The 21032-nt window shown below is 68.3% G+C and carries 17 protein-coding genes; 9 read left to right on the top strand and 8 right to left on the bottom strand.

The features are described from left to right. Positions 1–109 precede the first annotated feature (109 nt). Positions 110–2149, top strand: a complete 2040-nt coding sequence (locus ON30_RS08575; RefSeq protein WP_083911243.1) for a TerD family protein — start codon at positions 110–112, stop codon at positions 2147–2149. Positions 2150–2153: 4 nt separating this feature from the next. On the opposite strand, the gene ON30_RS08570 is transcribed toward ON30_RS08575, so the two are convergent. The 5 genes from ON30_RS08570 to ON30_RS08550 all read right to left on the bottom strand — a co-directional run bounded on the left by ON30_RS08570 (position 2154) and on the right by ON30_RS08550 (position 5872). Then, positions 2154–2915 (bottom strand): SDR family oxidoreductase, encoded by a 762-nt coding sequence (locus ON30_RS08570; protein WP_040705592.1) that lies wholly within the window; start codon positions 2913–2915, stop codon positions 2154–2156. A 79-nt stretch (positions 2916–2994) separates the two neighbouring features. Further along, entirely contained in the window at positions 2995–3738 is a 744-nt protein-coding gene (locus ON30_RS08565) for a TetR/AcrR family transcriptional regulator (protein ID WP_245553976.1), read from the bottom strand. Between the two features lie 13 nt (positions 3739–3751). Beyond that, positions 3752–4981, bottom strand: coding sequence for a cytochrome P450 (locus ON30_RS08560; RefSeq protein ID WP_040705588.1), 1230 nt, complete (start codon positions 4979–4981; stop codon positions 3752–3754). 177 nt (positions 4982–5158) lie between these two features. Then, positions 5159–5521: a hypothetical protein gene (locus ON30_RS08555; RefSeq protein WP_040705585.1), complete on the bottom strand. Its 363-nt coding sequence runs from the start codon at positions 5519–5521 to the stop codon at positions 5159–5161. 63 nt (positions 5522–5584) lie between these two features. After that, complete coding sequence (locus ON30_RS08550; RefSeq protein WP_174387430.1) at positions 5585–5872, bottom strand: hypothetical protein; 288 nt, start codon at positions 5870–5872, stop codon at positions 5585–5587. A gap of 288 nt (positions 5873–6160) precedes the next feature. Between ON30_RS08550 and ON30_RS08545 the strand changes: the two genes are divergently transcribed. Beyond that, the gene (locus tag ON30_RS08545) at positions 6161–6436 is read left to right on the top strand and encodes a hypothetical protein (RefSeq protein WP_174387433.1); all 276 of its coding nucleotides are present in this window, start codon (positions 6161–6163) and stop codon (positions 6434–6436) included. On the opposite strand, the gene ON30_RS08540 is transcribed toward ON30_RS08545, so the two are convergent. Further along, positions 6437–7705, bottom strand: coding sequence for a vWA domain-containing protein (locus ON30_RS08540; protein ID WP_040705580.1), 1269 nt, complete (start codon positions 7703–7705; stop codon positions 6437–6439). It lies immediately after the preceding gene. Between the two features lie 79 nt (positions 7706–7784). Beyond that, positions 7785–9206, bottom strand: coding sequence for a hypothetical protein (locus ON30_RS08535; protein WP_051029092.1), 1422 nt, complete (start codon positions 9204–9206; stop codon positions 7785–7787). Positions 9207–9500: 294 nt separating this feature from the next. Here ON30_RS08535 and ON30_RS08530 point away from each other — a divergent pair, with 294 nt between their 5' ends. After that, positions 9501–10409, top strand: a complete 909-nt coding sequence (locus tag ON30_RS08530) for a D-alanyl-D-alanine carboxypeptidase family protein (protein WP_040705578.1) — start codon at positions 9501–9503, stop codon at positions 10407–10409. Between the two features lie 128 nt (positions 10410–10537). Continuing rightward, on the top strand, positions 10538–11578 hold the full coding sequence (locus ON30_RS08525) for an NAD(P)H-dependent amine dehydrogenase family protein (RefSeq protein WP_040705576.1): 1041 nt from the start codon (positions 10538–10540) through the stop codon (positions 11576–11578). A gap of 184 nt (positions 11579–11762) precedes the next feature. Here ON30_RS08525 and ON30_RS08520 read toward each other — a convergent pair whose 3' ends face one another. After that, entirely contained in the window at positions 11763–12194 is a 432-nt protein-coding gene (locus ON30_RS08520) for a DUF4267 domain-containing protein (protein ID WP_040705574.1), read from the bottom strand. Positions 12195–12296: 102 nt separating this feature from the next. On the opposite strand from ON30_RS08520, the gene ON30_RS08515 reads away from it, so the two are divergent. The 5 genes from ON30_RS08515 (at position 12297) to ON30_RS08495 (ending at position 21025) form a co-directional block, all read left to right on the top strand. Then, entirely contained in the window at positions 12297–12881 is a 585-nt protein-coding gene (locus ON30_RS08515) for a TetR/AcrR family transcriptional regulator (RefSeq protein ID WP_040705571.1), read from the top strand. 104 nt (positions 12882–12985) lie between these two features. Next, positions 12986–14515: a TIGR02677 family protein gene (locus ON30_RS08510; RefSeq protein WP_051029091.1), complete on the top strand. Its 1530-nt coding sequence runs from the start codon at positions 12986–12988 to the stop codon at positions 14513–14515. Then, positions 14512–15678, top strand: coding sequence for a TIGR02678 family protein (locus ON30_RS08505; RefSeq protein ID WP_051029090.1), 1167 nt, complete (start codon positions 14512–14514; stop codon positions 15676–15678). The genes ON30_RS08510 and ON30_RS08505 overlap by 4 nt, the downstream gene beginning before the upstream one ends. Next, positions 15675–19802, top strand: a complete 4128-nt coding sequence (locus tag ON30_RS08500) for a TIGR02680 family protein (protein ID WP_040705569.1) — start codon at positions 15675–15677, stop codon at positions 19800–19802. The genes ON30_RS08505 and ON30_RS08500 overlap by 4 nt, the downstream gene beginning before the upstream one ends. Continuing rightward, positions 19799–21025 carry a TIGR02679 domain-containing protein gene (locus ON30_RS08495; RefSeq protein WP_040705567.1) on the top strand — a complete coding sequence of 409 codons (1227 nt, stop codon included), beginning with the start codon at positions 19799–19801 and terminating at the stop codon, positions 21023–21025. Before ON30_RS08500 ends, ON30_RS08495 begins: the two co-directional genes overlap by 4 nt. Positions 21026–21032 lie beyond the last annotated feature (7 nt).

The following is a 21032-nucleotide window of genomic DNA, read 5'->3' as shown; positions in this document are numbered from 1 at the left end:
TGCCGCACCGCGGGCCGCACCCCCGGCATATCCCGTGACCAGCGGATCTGTGTCGTGCGCGGACCGAGCGGTCGGTGCTGTCGGAGGCGCGTGGCACTATGCGAGGACGATGGAACTGAGCAAAGGCGCCAACGCGGCGGTACCGACATCCCTACTAGCCGTGGTTGTTTCATGGCGGTCCGCCCATGTCGTCGACGCGCACGCGTTACTGCTGACCGGAGCCGATCGGGTGCGCTCGGATCGGGATCTGGTCTTCTTCAACGCGCCACGCCACATCTCCCAGGCGGTCACCCTGGACCAGGAACCCGACTCCGGGACCGCCCGGCTGAGTGTGTCGCTGCCCAGGACCGAAGCCGAGATCGAGCGCATCGTGCTCGGCGGTTCGCTCGAGGACGGCTCTTTCGAGGCGGTCGAGGATCTGACGGTGACGGTGCTCGACGCGCGCGGCCCGGTCGCGCGCTACGCGGTCACCGACACCGACCGGGTCGACGCGATGATGTTCGGCGAGTTCTACCGCCGCGACGGGCAGTGGCGTTTCCGCGCGATCGGGCAGGGCTGGGCCAGCGGTCTGGCCGGTCTGGTCACCGAATTCGGCGTGCAGGTCGACGAGCAGCCGAACCGGTCCTCGCGCGCGAGCAACCCCTTCGCGCGCCCCGGCCGCACCGATTCCTACCCGGTGGGCTCGCATCCGCGCCTGGACGATACGGCAGTCGATCCGCGCGGCGACGGCCACGATATCGAGCGGCGCACCGAGGCGACCGCGGTCAACCCGCGCCGCGACGGCCCCGATACCGAGCGGCGCGCAGAGGCGACCACGGTCAACCCGCGCGGCGACCTCCCCGAATTCGAGCGACGTACAGACGCGACGGCGGTCAACCGTCGCGCCGAGGACGGCCACGACATCGAGCGGCGCACGGAGGACACCTCGGTCGATCGGCCCGCCGGGGGCGGCACCGCGGCGCGCGAGGAGAGCACGCGCCGTGACGAGCCGTGTCGCGCGCCGGGTTCGGTCACCCCGTCGGCGGTCACCCGCCCGCTCGACCTCACCCGCCGGACCTTGCCGCAGGCGCCGCCGCCACCGCCGCCCGATCCCGCCCGCGCCGACTGGTATCGCGACCAGCACGACCCGGGGTTGTTGCGCTGGTGGGACGGCACGCGGTGGACGGATTCGACGCACCGTCCGGCCCCCGCGCAAGCACGCCTCTGCGCGCTGTGCGGACAACCGTTGCGGCGCAGATTGTTCGGCGGCGTCGGCGAATGCCGTCCCTGTGCCGAGAACACCGAGCAGTTCCTCACCCACTGGCAGAACCGAGCCGCCCGGGTGCTGGCTGTCGACGGACCGTCCGGCCCGGAGTGGGAGCGGTTGTGGGCCTCGCTGCGCTTCCAGCGCATCCCGGCGGACGCGGGCCGCGCGCTGCTGCACGAGGCGGGCACGGCTTTCGTGGAGCGACTGGCCACCTTCGCCTTCGCCGACGGGGCCATCGCGCAAGAGGAGTACGACACGTTCGAGCACGCGGTGGCGGAGTTGGCGCTGGGCGGTCCGCTCATCGACGACCTGCGCAGGCGACTGCACCGCGGGCGCACCCTGTCGCGGTTGCGCGAAGGCGAGTTGCCCGCGGTGCGCACGCCGGGTCTGCACCTGGATCCCGAGGAGCGCGTGCACCTGGACCTGCCCGCCACGCACGTGCGCGAACTGGCCCGCGGCCCGCGTCGCACCGAGGGGCGGCTGATCGCCAGCAATCGGAAACTGCGCTTCGTCGGGTCCGGCGCGGGCACCGAGATGCCTTGGAGCCGAGTGGTTTCGGTGCACGCCGAGGGCGACGCGGTGGTGATCGCGGCCACCTCGGCGCGCGGCGGCGCGGTCTTCGAGGTCGACGACCCCGACTACGTCGCGGCGGCGGTGGAGGGCGCGCTACGGGTGGCCAAACGCCTCGTGCTCACCCCGGGCCGACTCGATTCGCGCAGCATTCCGCAGGAGGTCAAGGCCGAGGTCTGGCAGCGCGACGGCGGGCGCTGCGTGGAATGCGGCAGCGGCCACTACCTGGAGTTCGACCACGTCATCCCGCACAGTCGCGGCGGGGCGACGAGTCCGTCCAATCTCCAGATCCTGTGCCGCTCGTGCAACCGCGCCAAGGGCGCGCGGATCTGAACCGTCAGCGCCAGTACGGGTTCCCGCTCGTCGAGGCCACGAATTCGGCGAACGTGCGCACCCCGTCGGCGTGCTCCGGGCAGGTGTTGACACCGTCGCGGAACGCGCGCGCGATGCGACCGGGCACCGGCAGACGCACGGTGCGGCGCGGACCGCCGCGCTGGTCGCGGAAGATCTCGACCGCGCGGTCGAGGGTCAGCACCTCGGGTCCGCCGAAATCGTCGGCGCGGCCCAGCGGGTCGCCCTCGACCAGGTCCGCGATCCGCGCCGCGACGTCGATGGTGGCGACCGGTTGGAACCGGAAGTCCAGCGGCAGCGGCGCGAGCGGCAGTCGCTGCACGGTGTGCAGCACGCCGGCCAGCAGGTCGTGGAACTGGGTGGCGCGCAGGATCGTGTACGGCGTCGCGCCCGCCTCCACCAACCGCTCGCAGTCGAGTTTGTGGCGGTAGTAGCGCATCGGGATGCCGTCGATGCCGACGATCGAGACGTAGAGCAGGTGCCGCGCGTCGCCCGCCGCGGCCAGCAGGTGTTCGGTCTGGCGGGGGTCGGGCACGCCGAACCGGCGGAAATCCGTGGCCGCGTGCACGATCAGGTCGGCGCCGCGCGCGGCTTCGGCGATGCCCGCGCCCGTGCTGAGGTCACCGACGTGGGTTCCCGCCCGCGCGCGGCGCGAGAGCACCCGCACCTCGTGTCCTCGCGCGCGCATCCGCTCGACGACGTGGGTGCCGAGTTGTCCGGTTCCGCCGGTGATCAGGACGATGCTCATCCCCCACCCATACCTCGAGCGCCGCCGAACGGCGCGACGGCACGCCCCCGGCTCGCCAGCAATTCAGTCCGCGAGGAAGTCAGCTCGCGATCAATCCGGCCGCGCGCCCGAGGTCGACCAGCATCGCCTCGTAGAGGACGTCCGGATGTGCCGAGGGGATCGGGTAGTTGCCGAACACCTCCAGGGTGACGTGGCCGTAGATCCTGGCCCAGATCTGGACCATCAGGTAGGTGACGCCCAGATCGAGTTTCTCGGCCGGGAACTTCTGCCCGGACTCCGAGAGCACGGCCAGGAGTTCGGTCTGGAACGCGATCAGGTCTTCGTGCAGTTCGGCCGGGATGGCGTCGGTGGGCGGGGTGACGATGTCGTAGCCGGCCAGCAACCGGCCCGCCGCCGCGAGGAAGATCCGGCCGAAGGGTTCGTCGAAGCGGCGCATCACCGGCGCGCCGACCTCGCCGGGCGAGGCGAACACCAGGGTGAACTCCCGGGTGTGCGCCAACGCCCAGCGGCGGAAGCCGCGGCAGATCGCGAAGAACTGCACCGCGCCGTCGTCGGGGAGCGTGGCGATCTCGGCGGCGAGGTCGTCGGCCAGGTCGGCGCAGAATTCCAGCCGCAGACTCTCCAGCAGGTCCTCGCGGGACCGGTGATACCGGTAGAGCGCGGGCGCGGTGATCCCGAGTTCGCGGGCGATGGCGCGCAGGCTCAGCGCCTCCGGGCCCTGCTCGGTCAGCAACGTCCGAGCCACCCGACGGATGTCGGCCTCGGTGAGCACCGGGGTCCGCCCCCGCGGCTTGGCTTGTCGTTGGGCCACAGCTCTCCTCACGCCGTCGCGATCCTCAAGCGTATTCGACCTCCCAGCGCTTGATCCCGTTCAACCAGCCCGACCGCAGCCGCACCGGCTCGGCGACCTGCCGCAGGTTCGGCATGACCTCGGCGATCGCGTTGAACATCAGGTCGATCTGCAACCGCGCCAGATTCGCGCCGACGCAGTAGTGGGTGCCGGTGCCGCCGAAACCGACGTGCGGGTTGGGGTCGCGGGTGACGTCGAAGGTGAACGGGTCGGTGAACCCGTCCTCGTCGAAGTTGGCCGAACTGTAGAACAGACCGACCCGCTGGCCCGCGCGGATCTCCTGGCCGCCGATCACGGTGTCGCGAGTGGCGGTGCGCTGGAAGGCGGTCACGGGGGTGGCCCAGCGCACGATCTCGTCGGGCGCGGTGCGTGGACGTTCCCGCTTGTAGAGCTCCCACTGTTCCGGGTTGTCCACGAACGCCTTCATGCCGTGGGTGATCGAGTTGCGGGTGGTCTCGTTGCCCGCCACCGACAGCAGGATGACGAAGAAGGCGAATTCGTCGGAGCCGAGTTGTTCGCCGTTGATGTCGGCGTTGATGAGCTGGGTGACGATGTCCTCGGCCGGACAGGCGCGGCGCTGTTCGGCCATGTTCCAGGCGTAGCCCATGACCTCGGCGGTGGCCGCGTGGTGGTCGCCGCCGAAATCGGGGTCGTCGTAGGAGATCATCTGGTTGGTCCAGTCGAAGAGTTTCTTGCGGTCCGACTGCGGGATGCCGATGAGTTCGGCGATGGCCTGCAACGGCAGTTCGCAGGCGACTTGTTCGACGAAGTCGCCGCGTCCGTCGCGCTTGGCCTCGTGCACGATCCGCGCGGCGCGTTCGGTGAGGGCGGCGCGCAGGCTCTCCACCGCGCGCGGGGTGAATCCTTTGGAGATGACGCGCCGGACCTTGGTGTGCTGCGGCGGGTCGAGGTTGAGCAGCAGCATGTTGCCGAGCATGTCGATCTGCTCGCGGGTGGTCTCCTCGTTGAACCGGATGATCGCGGTGTTCTCGTGCGAGGAGAAGACCTCCGGGTTCTTGGAGATCTCCTTGATGTCGGCCAGCTTGGAGATCACCCAGTAGCCGCCGTCGTCGAAGCCGCTCGCGCGGTCGGGTTGGGCGCACCACCACACGGGTGCGGTCCGGCGGAGTTCGGCGAACTCCGCGACCGGCAACCGGGTGGCGAGCAGGTCGGGGTCGGTGAAGTCGAATCCGGCGGGGATCGAGGTGGTGCTCACGGCTGTCTCCTTGCGGTCCGGGGCTGCGGACCCGGTCGGGCGGGGTGTCCTCGACCCCGCGACGGATTCCGTCAAGGCGATGCAACCACAGCTCGCGACTTTGTGAACGGTATTTAGTAAAACCCGTTCACTGAATGTGGCGCGCGGAGTCCCGAGGGTCCGCTCGATGTGCCGACCTCAGTCCGGCGGGGGTGTGCCGCCGTAGTCGAAGGAGATGAAGACCGGCGCGACCACCAGCACCGGCACCGCGAACCCGATGGTCAGCGCGACCCCGAACCGGCGGGTGGGCTCACGCGACCACGCCGTGCCGCCCGCGGCGAACCCCGCGACCAGCGGCACGAGCCAGCCGACCCAGTAACCGAAGGTTCCGACGCCCTCCCGCGCCGGGCCGTTGGGGGCGTACACGCCGAAGGACCGTTGCAGACCGTAGGCCGCTCGCGGGCAGTAGTGCGCGCCCGCGATCACCCCGAGCGTCGCGCCGCCGACCGTCTGCGCGGCCGAGCGCCACCCGGACGCGCCGCGCGATCGACGATCACTCATGGCTTGATCCGTTCCTGAGCCCGCGGTGAACTACGAGTCGCGATCTCGCCGACCGCGCCGCGCTCAGGCGCCGATGACCGCGTTCATGATGGTGCCCGCGCTGGTGGCGACCACACCGCCGATCATCGCGCCCGCCACCATCTTCGGCGACTCCATACCGCTGCCCGACCACTTCTCCCAGGCGAAACGCCCACCCGCGTAGATGATCGCGACGATGCCCGACAGCATCGCGAACCACGTGATGTACCGGACGAACTGCATGATCTTGTCCGACAGCGGCGGCGGCTCGGGAGTGGGGTTGCCGAGCTGCGCCAACGTCGCGAAGCCGTCGCCGATCGATGTCAGCACCATGCTCACCGCAGATCCTCCCTGTGCCCGCGAGGGCCGAAAACTGTTCGGGTACCGCCACTCCGGGCGAAGACCCACCGGGCGGAACCACCGGCCACGGCGAGCGGGCCCTCGACCGCCGCGCTCCACCATCATCCCGAGCGCCACGAACTCTGGCAAGCGGGGTGCCTGCGTAGCCACCGAGAAACCGATACCATCTTGGATGGATGTTCGCCTCCCGCAAGCCGTTCGTCCACCAGCCCGCCCGACCCCGTCCGAGTCAGAGCAATCCGAGTCAGAGTGAGCACGCCGATGATACTGGTCTCCGCCTATGACGTCCTCGCGCAGATCGGCAACCCCTCCCCCGAGGCACCGCCGATCTCCGACAAGTTCCTCCAGTTGGTCCGCTACCTGACCTGGTTCGTTCTCCTGGCGGGCATCGTGGCCATCATCTACGCCGGCGGCAAATTCGCCTGGGAGAAGTGGTCCGGCGGTGGTCTCGAATCGCCGAAGATGGTGGCGGGCGCGATGATCGGCGGCGTCGTGGCCACCAGCGCCGGGACCATCATGAACGCGGTTATCGGCTGATCAGGAGATGATCCCCGCGGTGCGGGCGGCGCGCAGCCAGTCCGGGAACTCCCCCAGCAACCGGGCATACAGTTCCGCGTCGTCCACGCCGTCGATGTCGTCGAGGGCGAAGAACCCCGCGTTGTCCACCACCCGGCCGTCCATTTCGTCCAGGGTGCGCAGGATTCCGTAGTTCGCCCGCCCCAAGCCCACGAACTGCCAGAACGCGGGCAACTGCGCGGCCTCGCGCATCAACTCCGCGATCTCGCGCTTCTTCGCGAACCCGCCGTCGGTGAAGAACAGCACCAGCGTCGGCCGCGTCTGCCCGCGCACGCCGTCGATGATGTCGCGCATGATCGGTCGCTCGTCGTTGCTCGCGCCGATGCTGTTGTAGTCCATGCCTTCGTGCGTGCCGCTGAGATGCAGGAAGGTCTGCGCCCAGTTCTCCCCCTGCGCCACCTCGATATCCGGCAACTTGAAGAACGAGCGCGCGTAGAGGTAGGCCTCCAGACTGCCGTCGTCGTCCAGTTGGGTCGCGATCGGGATCATGCGCTCGACCACGCGGTGCACGACCTGCTTGCGGTAGAGGTTCAGCATGCTGCCGGTCTTGTCGATCACCAGCACGACCCGGGCGCGGACGCCGGTGGCCTTCTTGTCCAGCAGCACCTTCGCGACCTGCTGTTTGCGCAGGTCGAGCTTGGCGCGTTTCTCGAAGGAGAGTTTCGCTTCGCCGGGGACCGTACGGATCTCGGGTGCGCCCGTCGCGGCGGGCGGCGCGGCGGGAACCGCCTGCGCGGCCCCGGCCGATTCGTCGTCGTCCACGCTCACGCCGTGATCGGTCACCAGATCCGCGAAACCGCCCGCGTACCCCTGTCCGACCGCGCGCACCTTCCAGTCCGCGCCGCGCCGGTACAACTCCAGCGCGATCACCACCGACTCCCGGTCCAGACCATCGATCGTGTAGTCGTACAACAGGTTCCCCGCGGCGCCGACCACCGTGGCGACAGGCGGCGCGACCTGCCCGAACGTCCCGTTCTCGAGCGTGATCACCACCCGCAGTTGCGCGATGTCCGCGGGCACCCCCGCGAACGACACCGACAACTGCCCGTCGCGCAACTCCACCCCGGGCGCGACCGGTTGGTTGAAGAACACGAAATCCGCGTCCGAGCGGACCTTCCCGGATTCGGTCACCAGCAAGGCCGACACGTCCGCTCCCGCGCCGGCGCGCACCGACACCGTGACTCGCCCTTCGGCGACGGCGCCGTTCTGCCCCTTGACCAGTGCACTCATCGCAACTCCTGTCCGACCCGGTGACGCGCTCAGCGTACGTCAGCAAACGCGGAGCGCGCGGCGGAAGTTCGCCTCCGGCCTACGGCGCGGGCACCGTGACGAGATCGGGAGCGGCCACCGGGCTCTCGACCCGGTCGCGCTGGGTCGGGCTCAACGCGTCGGGACGGTAGAAGCGATCGTAGAACGCGTGATCCACGTGGTGCGCCTGGTGCGCGAGCACCGTGCGGAACGGCCCGCACGTGGGGAATCGCCCGTAGCGGCGGTAGAGGTAGTCGCAGCAGGCGATGGTGGCCGCGATGGCCTTGTCGGAGTATTTCGGTATGCCCGCCTGCACGGCCGCGCCGTCGCGCCACCCGGTCTGCTTCCCGCCGTCGCGGAAGGTGCCGGTGCCCGCGGCGTACTTGTAGTCGATGAACGCCAGGACCGCTTCCTCCATGTTCCGGTAGTACGGCGGGGTGAAGCCGCGCAGCAACGTGTGTCCGTCGCGTTCGAGTCCGAGCGCCGTCGGCACCGGGATGTCGCGACCGGTCAACCGGAGCAGTCCCGACATCACCGGGTCGCCGCCGATGGTGCGGGAGAAGGGAATGTCGCGCATCCGGAAGCCGAGTTGCTGGAACCAGGTGTAGGGGTGGGCCGCGAAATGCGGGAATCCGCCGAGGCCGAGCGCCTGGGTCATGAGCGCGAGATTCTGCAACATCGCGCCCTGTTCGATCGCGACGAATTCGCACACCCAGGTCTCCAGGTGCGCGACGGTCCCGACGCGCCCCGCGGCGAGATCGTCCACGAGGTGTCCGCCGCGCGACTTCGCGAATTTCGCGACGCCGGCGGGCCGGAACCGATTGCGATCGTCCACGACGAAGTGCGCGAAGTCGTCGTCGAAAGCCGAGAGCAGCAGGTTGATGAACAGCGCCGACATCTCGGCCACCGGCAGGAAATACGTCGTGCCCGGCACATTCGCCGAATAGCGGTTGAACGGCGGCACGAAGGGCGCCTCGCGCGGTACGTCCGGACGGTGATCGGAGATCCGCACCCGCATCCGCTCGTAGAGCGGCACCAGATCTCGGGCTTTCGCCAGTTCGATCAACGCCGGGATCTCGGTGCGGTCCAGTTCCTGCGGTCGCCGAACCAGCCACGTGCCTTCGTCGTTGATCACGAACAGCGTCACGTCGTGCATGGCGTCGCCGCTGGCGATGGTCCGCCCCACGAAATGGGTCATGATGTTGCCGCTGCCCGCGCCGGGTTCGTCGCCTGCCTCGAAGGGCAACTCCGCCAACGCGTGTCCGGTGATGCCGCACGCCGCGAAGGCCAGCGCCGCTTCTTCCTCGAGGGTCAACGGTCGCGCGGGGGCCTCGCTCGCGTAGGCCAACGGTCCGCCGTTGAGCCGCATTCCCGGCGCGAACCGGCGCGAGCGACGCGACAGCAGCGCGTCCATCAACGGATAGCGCGCCAGCGCCGCCGCGACATCGTAGTTCCCTGCGACCGGTCTCCCGGATTCGACCATTCCTGCACTCCACCCGTTGCTGATGTGTCGTTCGAAAGGGAACGTAGACGCCGCGATGTCCCGGAAGATGAGCGCGAGACTACGACGCGGTTAATTAGCCGGAGTGTGGAAGTACCGACCGGTCGAAACGGCCGTTGCCGCAGCGGATCACGCCGCGCCGCGGATGGTCCGACGATCGAGCGCGAGCGCCGCCCGGCCGTCGCTCCTCGTTCGCCACAGAGCGGATTAGCCACAAAATAGCTCAATCGAAGGAAATGCGTCGCCGGTATCCGAAAGAACGGCAGAATACTCGCCATGACCATATTTGCCACAGTTTTGCGCGCCACCGTCAGCGCCGTCGTTCTCGCGACCGCCCCGCAGGTGGCCACGGCCGTCGCCGAGCCCGCCCCGATCCAACTGCCCTGGCAGTCCCCCGGCCCCGGCGGCGTGCGGGCGACGGCGGCGCAACTGGCCGAAGGCTTCACCGGCGCGATGCTGTGGTCCCGCGAACCGCACACCCAACTGCCGATCGCCAGCCTCACCAAGGTGATGACCGCCGTGGTCGTCCTCGACGCGAACGATCCGGACCGTCCCATCACCGTCCCGGCCGAGGCCATCGCCTACTGCGCCAGACACGACGGCAGCACCGCCGGCCTGGCGCCGGGCGAGGTGCTCTCGGCCAGACAACTCCTCTACGCGCTACTGCTGCCGTCGGGCTGCGACGCCGCGTTCACCCTCGCCGACGCCTTCGGCCCCGGCTACGACGGCTTCGTCGCGAAGATGAACGACACCGCCCGCCGCATGGGCCTGACCGAATCCGGCTTCGCCGACCCCAGCGGCCTGCCCACCCCGACCGACTACTCCACCTACTCCACGGTGTCGGATCTGGTGCGGCTCGGCATGCGCGCCATGGCCATGCCCGCGTTCCGCGAGACGGTCGCCGCGCCGACCCACCACGTCCCCGCGGGCCCGGCCAACCGCGAACACTTCTGGGAGACGACGAATCTGCTGCTCGGCGACTACCCGGGCACCGTCGGCATCAAGACCGGCTTCACCGATGCCGCGGGCACCTGCCTGCTGTTCGAGACCGTCCGCGCGGGCATCCCGCTGATCGGCGTCGTCCTGCACAGCGCGCCCAATAGCGACCTGGCCGCCAAGGATGACGCCGAACGCATGCTGAACTGGGGTTACGGCCCGATCCTGAGCGTGCTGCCGATCGGTTGAGCCCTTCGAGAATGCCATTTTCACTTCTTTGGTAGCATCCTCTTGCCTGCGAGAATAACCCTTCTGGCGGGTGGATTCTCGAGCCCGGCCGCTCCCGCGACGGTCGGCGCAGACGTCGGAGGAAGCCCATGTCCACACTGCGAGTCATCCAATGGACCACGGGGAAAGTCGGCAAACTCAGCCTTCGCGGCATCCTCGACGACCCCCGCCTGGAACTGGTCGGCGTCTACGCCTACTCCCCCGAGAAAGCCGGCGTCGACGCGGGCGCGCTGTGCGGCCGACCCGACGTCGGCGTCCTGGCGACCACCGATATCGACGCGCTGCTCGCCCTGGACGCCGACGTCGTCCTCTACACCCCGTTCATGGCCGACCTCGACCACGCCACCCGCCTGCTCGACAGCGGCCTGAACCTCGTCAGCACCAACCTGTTCCTCAACGTCGGCGGCATCCGGGGCGAAGCCGAACAGAAACTCGCCGCGGCCTGCGAACGCGGCAACAGTTCCCTGTTCATCACCGGCATCAACCCCGGCTGGATCAATTCCATGGTCACCGCCATGACCGCCGTCTGCCGCGCCGTCGACTCGGTCACCATCTCCGAATCCGCCGACGTCTCCGTCTACGAATCCGCCGAAACCTGGCAGGCCCTGGGCTTCTCGTTCCCGGAGGCGACCCCGGACAAGATCGAGATGTCCAAACTCTGGCTGAGCACCTTCCGCGACTCCAACCAGCGCATGGCCACCGCCCTCGGCCACGACCTCGACGACATCGAATTCTTCATCGAACACGCCACCGCCGCGAGCGAGGTCGACCTGGGCTGGCTGCGCCTCGACAAGAACACCATCGCCGCCATCCGCGCCGGGTGGAAAGGCAAAGTCGCGGGCCGCACCGTCGTCCGCACCAACGTCACCTGGTACCTCACCAAAGAACTCAACGAGGACTGGACCTTCGACGACGACCACTACCACGTCGTCATCGCGGGCGAACCCGAAGTCCACACCCGCATCCGCTTCGTCCCCCCCGACCACTGGGGAAACCACGAGTGGGACACCATGACCGCCATGCCCGCCGTCAACGCGGCCTTCGAAGTCGTCGCCGCCCCACCCGGCATCTCCACCCTCCGAGACATCGGCCTCGTCTGCGCCCCCGCCGGAATCTGGCCCCGCGCCTGATCACGCGGTATCGCCGCCTCCGACGAATCGACTGTCCGGCGACGACACCTGCGCGAATCCTCGAGATTTGCCGGGGTTGTCGTCGACGGCGACCGTGCCGGTCACGTCGCGTTGCTCTGCCTGGGGTCTCCAGACACGCGAACGCACCGCCCCTGGGCGGGGGGCGGTGCGAGGCGCGTGCGGATCAGGCCGCGGCGGCCAGCGCGTCGACGTCGGGCGTGCGCTGCACGTCCACCTGGTGTTCGCGCAGCAGCAGCGCACCGGTGAGCGCGACGAATACGGCGGTGAGTCCGTGCACCCCGAGCGCGGTCGCGGTCGATCCGTCCCAGTGCAGGACGGTGAGCATGTCCCCGACCGGGATCAGGGCCATGACCAGGGTGAGCACGCCGAGCGCGTAGCGCTGGCCGGTCGCGAGCAGGGCCAGGATCAGCAGTCCGCTCACGGTGTCGCGGACGCCCTTGAGCTCGAGGAACGCCGAGGCGTCGCCGTCGGGGACGGCGGGCAGGCCGAAGCCGGTGGCGATGGTTTCCGGCGTCACCAGGTAGCTGAGGCCGATGTAGAGGATGAAGGCCGCGCCGATCAGGGAGAAGGCGGTGGCGATGCGGCGGATGGTCATGGGAACCCCTCGTAATGTCGCCCGGTTTTCTAGCGTTGCTAGGTCGATGGTTCGACGATAACCGAGCCTCGTTAGATTGTCTAGCGCTGCTAGAATCGGGGCATGAGCACGCAGACCCGCAAGGATCGCGAACGCGCGGAACGGCACCAGCGGATCGTCCGGACCGCGCGGGAACTCGCGGAGGCGCAAGGCTGGGACGCGGTGACCGTGCGCCGCCTCGCCGACCGCATCGAGTACAGCCAGCCCGTGCTCTACAGCCACTTCGCCGGCAAATCCGCCATCGTGAGCGCGGTCGCCGAACAAGGCGTCGTCGAGATGACCGTCATCCTGCGAGCCGCCGTCGACACCGCCGCGACCCCGGCCGTCGCGCTGGAATCGGTCGCCCGCGCGTATCTCGGCTTCGCGGAGGACAATCCGGCCGTCTACGACGCCATGTTCGTCCTCACCACCGACCTGCACTTCGGCCTCGACGCACCCCAGGCCCTCCGCGACGCCTTCGCCGTCTTCGAGAACCTCTTCCGCCCGTTCGTCCCCGACACCGACCTCGGCGTCCGCGCGGAAGTCGCCTGGAGTTCACTGCACGGCATCGCCACCCTCGACCGCGCCGGACGCCTGCGCCCCGACCTCCGCGAACAACGCATCACCCTGCTCGTAGCCGAATGGCTCGCGGCAGTCGGCGGCGCATGACGCCATGTTGCCGCCACCGCTTCGCGCGGCCGGTTTCGGCTGCCTTCCGGCGTCCCCGCACAAGTCCCGACAGCATCACGAGCACGCGCGCTATCGTGGTCGCTATGGAGGGTGGGGAGCGCCTCGCGATCAGCGAGTCCAGCGGATCGGCGAACCTCGAGCTGTTCCGCTACCTGACCGCTGACGAACGTCACGACTACATCGCCATCATGTCCCTGTTCACAGCGTCACTGCTGGCCGACATGTCGGCGTCTTCGGCAGCCGACCAACTCTGCTCCGCGGGTACCACATTGACGGCCGAGGTGGTCGAGAGTCGATGCAAACAATTGGTCCGCTGGGGGAATCTGGTTCCTTCCCTGCGTGACGCGCGGGTCAACACCGTGGCCGAATATCTCCGGGCGCGGTCGCGATATCAGGTCTCCGGCCTCGGCGGGCGAGTGCACCGCGGGGCGCTCGAGATCATGGCGACCACCGACAGCGCCCGTGAGGTAGCCCGCGAGCTGCTAGGACAGATCGCCGCGGCATTGCGGGACATCCCGTCCTTGCTGGAGTCGGTGGAAAGCTCCGAACGCGATGAGCGGCTGGCGGGCGTCGTGACAACGGTGTTCAACAATCAGCGCTTGTTCACCGCGAGCGTCACCGACTTCTACGCCTACCTGTCCGGTGTGCTGTCGCGGTTCGATCTCGGCGGCGAGGAGTACGCGCAATTCAAGACCCTGCTACTGGATTACGTCGACCTGATCAACGCCGATGTGAACCGACATGCCCCGCTGATCGCCCAGGCCTTGGACCAGGTGCTCGACCGTCTCGATGACCTGATGACGGTTCTGGACGCACTGCCGGGGCTGAACCCGATCGGAGGCATGTCGGTCGAGCGCTCCTATGGCCGCACCCGCAGCGATTGGACCCAACTGCACGAATGGTATTGCGGTGCCGAGTCCGGTCCCGCGCAACTGCGGCAGGCGGCCGGTCAAGCGCTCGGCCAGTTGATCGCCAACGCCAAACGGATGCTGGACTCCTCACGCACCGGCTATTCCCGTCGCGCCGATCTGTTGCGGCTCGCATCGTGGCTGGATCGTTCGTCCGATGAGCAGGCGAGCCGGTTGTTCTCCGCCGCGTTCGGCGCGTGGCCCGCCCGGCATCTGAGTCTCGGCCCCGACGAACCCGATCCCCGTCTGACTCCGACCACCTCGTGGACGACTGCCGACCCGATCGAGGTGCCGGTGTCGTTGCGAGAGCGTGGGAATCGGGCGTCGCGTGGCAGGACGTCCCGTGTTCCCGATTCGGCCGCGGACCGTCGGCTGGTCGAAGCCGCCGCGCGCGAGGAGACCCGACGACACCGGGCGGCAGCCGCCGAACTGATCGCCTGCGGCAGCCTCGATGGCGCCCGGCTCTCGCCCGGGGCCCGGGCGGTGCTGCTGGACCAACTGGCCCGCTTGCTGACGGTGCAGTCCGATCCGGCCGAATCCACAGCGTTGGCCAATCACGACCTCGGGCTGATCCTGGAAGCGACGCCCGGCGGGCGGACTCGTATCGAATCCCAGGACGGCACTTTGACCGTCGAGCGGTGGACCTTGGCGATTCGCCCGATCACGACCGAGAACGAACATGCCCCGGTGCGGACGGCACAGTGAGCGGCCAACGCACACTGGGGACTCGATCCCAGGACGATTCCGGTGTCCGCGAAGCGGCCCGAATCCTGTTGTCCACACCGATCGTCACCGCCACCCGCGCCCCGGAGTCACTGACGTTCATCCGCCGCCACACCGCTGCTCTGCGCACCATGTTCAGCACCCAACTGGGCTATCACCTGATCGTCGAGCCGAGTTTCGCTCGACTGGTGAAGACACCGCCGGAACCCACCGCACCGACGCGCCCGCTGACTCGACGCAGCGGCATGCCCCTGGATGCGCGCACCTACGCTCTGGTCGCCTCGGCCTGCGCGGCGCTGTTGGCTCCCGGCGTGGGTGAACAGATCCTCATCTCCCAGCTCGTCACCCAGATCCGCGCGGATTCGGCCGAACGGGGAATCGACCTGTCCGACGAGTTGAACGAACGTCGGCGTATCGTCGCGGCGTTGACCGTGCTGATCGAGTGGGGTGTGCTCGCCGAAACCGACGGCACCGTCGTCCAGTGGGGTGACACCCACGACGGCGAAGCGCTGCTGACGGTGTGTCGGTCGTTGTTGCCACACCTGCTGGTGCGGACGATCGGACCATCGACACGCCCCGAGGAACTGCTCACCCCCGAGATCGGCGCGCCCCGTAGACGTCTGCGCCGCAGACTCATCGAAGATCCGGCGATCCTGCGCGAAGACCTGACACCGGATGAACTCGACGTCCTGTCGCGGGAACGCAACGACCTGGCGCGTCTGCTCAACGACAATTTCGGGATGGTGCTGGAGGTTCGCGCGGAGGGCGCCCTCGTCTACGATCCGGCCGACTCGCTGAGCGATATCGACTTCCCTGGTCCGGGCACCCTCAAGCAAGCCGCGTTGTTGTTGATCGGCGAGTTGGCAGAGCGCCCCGATCAGCCTTCGGCAGGCGAATTCGATTGGGACATCGTCGACAGCACCCTCGCCGCGTTGTCCGCACGTCACAGACGCGCATGGAAAGCCGAATACGCGGACGCCCCGCGGCGTTTACGCACCGAGATCGTCGCGCTGCTCACAGCGCTGTCGTTGGTGCGCGCCGACGACCACGGATTCCGACTGCTGCCACCCGCCTATCGCTATCGGCCCAACGTCACCATTGTGGCCCAACTCGCCTTGCCGATGAACCAGGAGAACATGGCATGAGCGCCGATCCGGTGAAGTTCTTCGACCAGCGTTGGCGGCTCGCTCGGGCCGGGGTGGTGAACGTCTGGCACTATCTGGATACCGAATTCGCGATCTCGGGTGGCAGGCTGATTCTGCGTGGCGCCAATGGTTCGGGAAAGTCGCGCGCGTTGGAGATGCTGCTCCCCTACCTCCTCGACGCCGACCGACGTCGCATGGACGCCACCGGTTCGCAGAAGGTCAGCCTGGACGAGTTGATGCGTACTGGCGCACGTGGTCAAACCAACCGGGTGGGCTTCCTGTGGCTGGAGTTGACCCGCCCCGAAGAACACCTGACAATCGGCGCCTACATCAAGTACAGCGCGTCCGCGCATCGCAGCGATGTGCAGTTCTTCCTCACCGACAAGCGGGTGGGTCAGGAGCTGGTTCTACTCGATGAGAACCGCGACGCGTTGTCACGAGAACGATTGCGCGAGATCGTCGGCGCCGACGCGCTCACCGACGCCGAACAGCACCGCGAGAATGTGCGCGCCCGCGTATTCGGATTGCCGGGTGACGCCGATCGAGACAGGTTCACCGGCCTGATCCAGTTGCTGCACACCCTGCGTTCCCCCGATGTCGGCAACCGCATCGACGAGGGCAAGCTGCCGCAGATCTTGTCCGACGCGCTGCCGCCACTCGACGAGCAGACCCTCGAATCGGCGGGCGAACGTCTCGACGGACTCACCGCGACCCGAATCGCGCAGCAACATCTCGCCCAGACCCTCGACCTTGTGCGGCGGTTCCACTCCGTCTACAGCGGTTATGCCGCGGGCGTCCTGCTGAACAGCGCCAGTTCGCTGCGAGCGTCCGCCGAGGAGGTAGAAGCCTCCGGGGCGAGTTGCGACGCTCTCACCCAGCAGCTGCGCGACCTGCGGCAAAGCGAGACCACCGCCGCCGCGCGGGTCATAGATCTGGACGCCACGGAGCGCGAATTGAGCAGCGCCATCGACGGACTCCGTGCGCGGCCTTTGTTCCGCCGGGTAGCCGACCTCGAACAGGAGAAGAAGGCGGTGGACGCCGCGCGCGGCGCCGCGGAACAAGCTCTGCGCAATGCCCGGCGGGCACGCCGCGACGAGGAGTCGGCGGCACGGGGCTACACCGCGGACGCCGACGAACTGCGCAGGTCCGTCTCGGACGCCGCGACGGCCTTGACGCAAGCCGTCACCGCGCTCGCTGACGTGGAGCTTCCCCATGGCCGGTTTCCCCCGTCCATCGGCCTCCTCACGCGACAGGAGCCACCGACCAGCGACACTGTGATGGACTCGCTGGACCAGGCTCCGCTGACGATCACCCGGCCCACGGTCGCCCTGGCGACGATCGTCCCGGAAGACCTCGATGAAGTCGCCGCCGGCGCACGGGACTGCGGGCGAGCTGCCGTCGACCGACGAGACCGAGCCGTCAGACGCGAACAGGAAGCACGTCGTCTCGACATCGAGTACGGTCGTGTCCGCGCCTGCGAGGACAGGGCGGAATCCGACGAAGCCGAGGCCGGAAAGTCCCGAACGGCAGCACTCGAAGCCGCGGCCGACCGCGACGACCTGGCCCTCACCCTGAACCGGGACTGGCGGATTTGGATCGACTCCTCCGACACGACACGCCTGATGCCCGAGCTGGATCGGTCCCACCCCTCGGTGACCGTGCTGTTCTCCGACGACGATATCCTCTGCGGTGAGGTCGATGACGATGCGGCGCTGGACGCGTTGGCCGATCTCGCCGCGGCGCTGGTTCAGCCGATTCGCGACACGCTCACCACTCAGGCAGCCGATATCCGCGGCGAACTCGACGCTCTCGAACGCACCGCACGTACCTTGCGCGAACGCACGGCGCGGCTCGAAGCCGAGGAGGATCCCGAACCGCCGGCGCCTCCGTGGCAATGGAACGGGAACCGGATACCGCTGTGGCGGGCCATCGACTTCCGCGACGAGGTGGATTCGACCTTCCGCGCCGGCATCGAGGGCGCTCTGCTTGCCTCGGGTCTGCTGACAGCGTCAGTGTCGGAGCGGGGTGACCTGCTGGCTGAGGATGGCGAGATCCTGCTTCGCCCAATCGATCCCACGCCGATCTCCACACTGGCACGCGTGCTGCGCCCCGATCCGTCCGTGCCGGAGGCCACCGACCGCGTGGAACGAATACTCGCCGGAGTGGGCTGGGAGGACGATCAGGCGACGACGTCGATATCGGGCGATGGGAGGTGGCGAAACGGCGTGCTCACCGGCAGGCATCGCCCCGCCAACGCTCGCCATATCGGCGCGACCGCGCGAGCCGCCGCACGCCGCGACGAACTGCTTCGTATCGCGGGTGAACTCGAGGACATCGCGGGTGCGGTCGAGGAACTGAACAAGCGAGACCAGCAGTTGCGCACCCGTCGCGGCGAACTCGACACCCATATCGCCACCGCACCGAGAGCCACGAAACTGATCGCGGCTCGCGAGGCCGCACGGAACAAGGCGGCGCAGGCAGCCGACCGGAGCGAGACCGCACGCGCGGCTCGGGAGCGGGCCACCAGACAACGGTCACGGTGGAGTGCGGAGGAACGTGACCATCGGGACCTGTGCGAGAAGATGGCGCTGCCCGCGGCTGCCGACAGTCTTGTCGCGTTGCGCACGAGATGCGACACCGCGATCAGTGCGTGCCAGCAGTTGTCCCGAACGTGCGACGCCGTGCGCCGACCGCGTGGCGCGCTCACTACCGCATACGACAAGCTGAGCGATTCCCGCACCCGCCGCACCGAAGACGAAGCGTCGGCCGAGCATTATCGCGCCCGATGGTCAGAGCAGGCCACCGCGTACGCTGCCCTGTGCGAGGCCCTCGACCTGCCCCTGAAGCAACTCAATGACGAAATCGCGGCCAGTGAGCAGGCACGCGCCGAGGTACGCGAGCAACTGCGCGAAACCCGTCGTATTCGCGACGCGGCCGCCAGGGATTCGGCGGCCCTCGCCGCGACGCTGACTTCGGCTGAGACCCAGAAGCTCGCCCGTATCGACGACATGCGCCGTTCCGCCGAATTGTGCAATGCGCGACTGCGTCTGCCGGGTCTGCGTCCCGCCGCCGCGGCCGAGGCGATCGAGCCGGTCCGCGAGGTGAACAACCCGGCCGATTGCCGCCGGGTCGCCGATTCGATCACTGCCGGTCTGCGCGGCCGCAAACCGACCGGCATCACCCAGTTGCTCAACGCCTTGACTCGTTTCGGCGCTGATGTCTCCGGCCACCTGGAGGTGTCCCAGAACGTCGAGCACGACACACACCTGGTCCATATCGAAGGCGCCGAGCACCACCACGATCTCCCCGATGTCCTCGCCTATCTGGAGGACAAGGTGGAGCGGGGTCGCCGAGCCCTGACCGAGCGGGAACGCGAAGTCTTCACCGAGTTCGTGCTCGGCAGTGTCAGTGACGAACTGCGCCGCCGCGTCCGTCAGGCGGGCCGGCTCATCACCGCGATGAACGCCAGCCTCTCCGAAACCCGGACCAGCCACGGTATCGGCGTGCGGATCAGCTGGGACCTCGCCGACACCGGCCAGGAACTGCGTCGCCTGATGAGCTTGGTCGATATCGCCGACCAGGTGCGCTCCGATCAGGACAACGACGAACTCGTCGCCCTTGTCCGTGAACGCGTCGACCGCCTGCACGCCGCCGATTCCGCCACTGGTTATGCCGCCCACCTGCGCGAAGCCCTCGACTATCGCACCTGGCACTCCGTCGAGGTCACCATTGTCGGCCCGGAACCGGGCCAGACCCGCCGCATCTCGCGCCGCGCCAAGATCTCCCAGGGCGAAACTCGGTTCGTCTCCTACGTGACTTTGTTCGCGGCCGCCGACGGCTACCTGTCCGGTCTTCCTGACGCCGAACACGCTCTGCGGCTGGTACTGCTCGACGACGCCTTCGCCAAGGTCGATGAACGCGCCATCGGCGAACTGATGGGTTTGCTGGTTCGCCTCGACATCGATTTCGTGATGACCGGACACGCACTGTGGGGCACGGTGCGTGAAGTCCCCGCGCTCGACATCTACGAGATCCGTCGCATCGGGGACAGCAGTGTCATCCCCACCCACATTCATTGGGACGGCCGCAACCGAACCGAGCTGTTCTCGGTCAGAGGCACATGACCCTGCCGCCTCGCTTTCGCGACTACCTCGCCGCCCCCGGCCTGTCCGGCGTGTGGCAGCAACTCCGTGTTCGTCTCGAGCGCAATGGACATTCCCTCGAGGGCGCCCTGCGCGCCGAACTGGACGACGATGCCGCAGAACGACTCTCCGGACTGCTGGGTCGCCGAATTCCAGCAGGTCGGCGGATGCTGTCGATGACCGATCTCGATCAGGCGATGCGTCGAAGCGTCGCCGATCGCGGGCTCGTTTCGGTGGTCGCGGATCTCACCGGTGGGCCGTTGCGCGACCGACGCTCCGAACGTCTCGCCCACCGGGACGCCGTTACCGCATTGTGGGCAGCGGTCGAAACGATACTGGACGAACACGGCCTGACCTCGGCGCCATGGGCGCGCCGGTGGACGCACTGGTTACACACCACCGGGCTGCTGATGCGTTCACCGGAGACCGCACGCATCGAATTCGCCACCGCCGCACACGCCGTGGCGATCGCGCTGGACGACGAGAGCGGTCCCCGGATGCTCGGGCAGCTCGCCACCACCGTCGCAGGCGACGCGCATGCGCTGGACAACGATCGCCTCGCCGGACGGCTCGCGTTGCGCGCCCTGAGCCTGGCTGCGGAGTGGCCCGACCCGATCGGGCCGCGGGAACGGATCGCGCTGTGGCAGCGGTTCGGAATCGCCGCCGACACGGTGTCGGGCACCGTGCTGACATGGGGATTACGACCGCCCGGCACCGATCCGTGGTCGCTGATGATGTGTAGTCGCGCCGAACTCGGCGTGGTAACGCACCTCACGGTCGCCGAACTGTCGCGCGCCGATGTCGCGCTGGCGGGGCCTGACGAGGTCGTCGCGGCCTGCGAGAATCCGCAGGTCTTGCAGCGGGCCGCCGAAGCGGGAGTCCGTCGGCCGCTCGTGTGTTTCAGCGGCAATCCCTCCTCAGCGGGATCTGTTCTGGCCGAACGCATTCGGATGCGATACCACGGGGATTTCGACTGGCCGGGGATCGCCATCGCCGGGCGGCTGTGGGCTCAGGGCGCGGCGATGTGGCGGATGTCGGCTCGCGACTACCTCGAAGCCGTCGACGTCGGTACCACGCGCCTGCCGTTGCTCGGCGCCGCAGTCGCCACACCGTGGGACGAGCAGCTCGGCTCGGTCATGAGCCTTACGAATCTGGTCGTGCACGAGGAATCCCTACTGGACCTGTTGATCGCGGATCTGCGCTGAACCGACG

Origin of the sequence: Nocardia takedensis NBRC 100417 (genome assembly GCF_000308695.1) — a bacterium.
Taxonomy (GTDB): Bacteria; Actinomycetota; Actinomycetes; order Mycobacteriales; family Mycobacteriaceae; genus Nocardia; species Nocardia takedensis.
Note: the sequence above shows the minus strand (reverse complement) of the source record. Positions and strands in the feature narration are given on the sequence as shown.